This window comes from Bartonella sp. AD328YNZD (assembly GCF_042196425.1).
The window spans coordinates 1-3,414 of record NZ_JBHIQG010000262.1 but is presented as its reverse complement, the minus strand read 5'-3'; the positions used below and the strand labels follow the sequence as shown (position 1 = coordinate 3,414).

Below are 3,414 nucleotides of genomic sequence, written 5' to 3'. Positions count from 1 at the left end.
AGTAGTGTATCTCCACTCTGGACAATATAAGAATTCCGCCGGAAAACAGGAGAGTTATCCATTTGTGAACGAGAAAGTGTTCCAAGATTACGTGGAGGTGCTCCCATAACGCGACCATCCAAAGAAGCTGTCCTACCTTGCTGTGGAGAATTATAAGGAGAACTGTCATCTCGCCAAGAATCATCGCTTGGTTCCACAGGTGGCAATTCAGTACTCTGTATCATATCACCACCGTCCGATAGCATTCGCGGATCTGTAGGTATAGTGCTAGATATATTTGATTGATGAGATAACATACGATGAGAGGACATAGCGGAAAAACGTTGCGTACCAGAACTACAACCAGCAACAATAGTTATCACCGCTAAAAAAGTTATTCTCTGAAATTTATGCCGGAAAATATTATCCAAAGCTCTTAAACACATAGTTTTGCCCACTCATCAATACTCAACTCATTCCATTAAAGCTTTTTAAAATTACCGAAGAGTTAAAATGAGATATTTTATTCATAAATATCTCTACATAATATCAAAATGAATTTAACGTAAAATAAAAAGGTGAAATAATTTGCGCTATTTCTTAAATTTTAAAATTTAAAGTATCTCCGCAATACCTTTAATAAAAGGTTGATAACGCACGTGAAAAAGTTCTAAACACTCAAATCGACTCCCAATTTTTGTATAGCGCGTCACCGTTTGTACCCCTTCATCAGGCCCTATAGCCTGAATGAGAATGCCATTTTCAGCTAAGAGTTCTAAAAATTCCTTGGGTTCATCAGAACGCGATGGCCAAATAAGAATACGGTCAAATGCCCCCAAACCTGTCACACTATGACTTCCATCAATTTGCCGTACAACAATATTTTCAATTCCCAAAGCTTGAAATTTTTGGCCTGCCAAATCAACAAGCGTTTTATAACGATCAATCGTCGTTACACGGTCACTCAAACAGGCTATAAGAGCTGTACAAAAACCAGATCCCGTACCGATTTCTAAGACACGATGCTTTTTTTTCAACGATAATGCTGAAAGAATTAAGAGTTGTTCTTCCAAACGTTCCATATATTCACCACACTCAAGGGGAATAACTTTATTATCATAAGCACTATTAAACCAAGGGGCAGAAACAAACTGTTGACGTGGAATTTTTTCTAATGCCGAAAAAAATCGCACGTCATCAATGCCTTTTCTACGCATTTTCAGTACAAGAGCGGCCAACTCTTCACGAAATTGTAAAATACCATTTTGCCCCATAGTATTTATTCAATCTCTAATAGAAGTGCACTTTTATCATCCCTACAAACCACTTCCTTTAAAATGGCTAAGCCTTGCATTTGCATACCATCACCTCTTGGCAATAAATGCATATTGTCTTTCCTTTCGCAAAATTAAGCAGTAATACAACGCATGCCTCCCATATAGGGTTGTAAAACATCTGGAACAATAATGGACCCATCAGCTTGTTGATAATTTTCAAGCACTGCAATAAGACAACGGCCAACAGCCGTACCAGAACCATTAAGACTATGAACAAAATGCAATTTTTTATCGCCTTCTTTACGATAGCGAGCATTCATACGACGACCTTGAAAATCTCCACAAACTGAACAGCTAGAAATTTCACGATAACATTCTTGACCAGGAAGCCAAACCTCGATGTCATAGGTTTTACGTGCTGCAAACCCCATATCTCCCGTAGAAAGAACCACTGTGCGAAAAGGCAAATCAAGACGTTTTAATATATCTTCTGCACATTCCGTCATACGTTCCAATTCAATTAAAGACTGATCTTCACTGGTAATCGAGACCATTTCCACCTTCCAAAATTGGTGTTGACGCAACATACCGCGCGTATCACGACCGGCTGCTCCCGCCTCTGAACGAAAACAAGGAGATAAAGAAGAAAATCGCAGTGGTAAATCTGATATTTCAAGAATTTCATCATTAACCAAATTAGTTAATGGTACTTCTGCAGTAGAAATAAGCCATCGACCATCTGTTGTCTGAAAAAGATCCTCTGCAAACTTCGGCAATTGTGCTGCTCCGTAAACAATCTCATCACGAACAAGAAGAGGTACTGAGACTTCTGTATAACCATGCTCATTCACATGCACATCAAGCATAAATTGTCCTAATGCTCGTTCTAGCCGTGCTAACGCCCCTGAAAGCACTGTAAAACGTGTTCCAGACAAACGACTAGCTCGCTCAAAATTCATCTGCTTAAGATCTTGACCAAGATCAAAATGCTCCTTTGGTGTAAAATTAAATGTTGGAGGTGTACCAAAATGTCGAATGACGACATTATCACTTTCATCTTTACCTTCCGGAACATCATCCAATGGAATATTTGGAAGAGCTGAAAGAATTTTCTCAAGACTCTCCGTCAGCTGTTTTTCTTCCGCTGTTGCAGAAGAAAGAAAGACTTTAATCTCTTCAACTTCAGCTTTAAAGCCTTCAGCCATTTGTTGATCAGATACAGCTAAAGCTTGTCCTATTTCCTTTGAAATAGCATTGCGACGTTCCTGCGCCAATTGTACTTTAGCAACATGCGACCGACGTGCAAGATCAAGTTGTATTAACCTTTCAGCTTGTGGTTCAAGACCTCTGTTTACAAGTGCTTTATCTAATTTCTCAGGATTTTCACGAATCCACTTAATATCAAGCATCAAAATTCCTCATTTATATTGTTTTTATTCATTTGTTATCGCATAAGATTATACAATTTTCTTAAGCGGATTTTCTTCTCTTTTCTATACCGTAAGCAATTAAAATTGAGATCTCGTAAAGTGCTATCGTTGGTAAAGCCACTGCAAACATCGTAAAAAAATCCGAAGGGGTTACTATTGCCGCAATAATAAAAGAAAGCAAGATAGCCCATTTTCGTTTAGATACCAAATCACGAGATGTTAAAAATCCAACTTTTGTTAAAAGGCTGATGATAAGAGGTAATTGAAAAATCAAACCAAAAACTAGGATAAATGATGTCATAAAGCTCAAATAATCGGAAATACGCACTATAAAATCTATTCTTAAATGAACATCTGGAAGAAATTGTTGTGAAAGACTAAACCATAGTATTATTGGTGCCAATAGAGCGTAAACAAACGCTCCCCCAATACAAAATAAAATAGGACCACCAATGAGAAAGGGTAAAAAAGCCATACGTTCATTTTTATAAAGCCCTGGTGCAATAAAACTATAAAACTGAAAAGCCGTATAGGGAAAAGATAAAATAATCCCCCCAAAAGCCGCAAGTTTCATCTTTGTTAAAAAAGTTTCCCATACTTGTGTTGATTGCAAACGAATACTCTCAGGATTACTCCCTGCTATTTTCATTGCCCACTGATACGGCCATAGTAAAAAACTTAAGATATAATCTTTAACAAAAAAACACATCATAAAAGTGATCAAAAAT

At 37.5% G+C, this 3,414-nt stretch carries 3 protein-coding genes and 1 pseudogene; all 4 read right to left on the bottom strand.

Annotation, left to right across the window (positions count from 1 at the left end; genetic code table 11):
* Positions 1-425: pseudogene (locus ACFIO3_RS10320) on the bottom strand (peptidase M23); the annotation flags it as partial.
* Between the two features lie 168 nt (positions 426-593).
* Positions 594-1,253, bottom strand: a complete 660-nt coding sequence (locus ACFIO3_RS10315; protein ID WP_375704418.1) for a protein-L-isoaspartate(D-aspartate) O-methyltransferase — start codon at positions 1,251-1,253, stop codon at positions 594-596.
* A gap of 134 nt (positions 1,254-1,387) precedes the next feature.
* On the bottom strand, positions 1,388-2,665 hold the full coding sequence (gene serS / locus ACFIO3_RS10310) for a serine--tRNA ligase (protein ID WP_375704417.1): 1,278 nt from the start codon (positions 2,663-2,665) through the stop codon (positions 1,388-1,390).
* A 61-nt stretch (positions 2,666-2,726) separates the two neighbouring features.
* The coding region (gene tatC / locus ACFIO3_RS10305; RefSeq protein ID WP_375704416.1) for a twin-arginine translocase subunit TatC at positions 2,727-3,414 on the bottom strand (688 nt) is incomplete at its 5' end.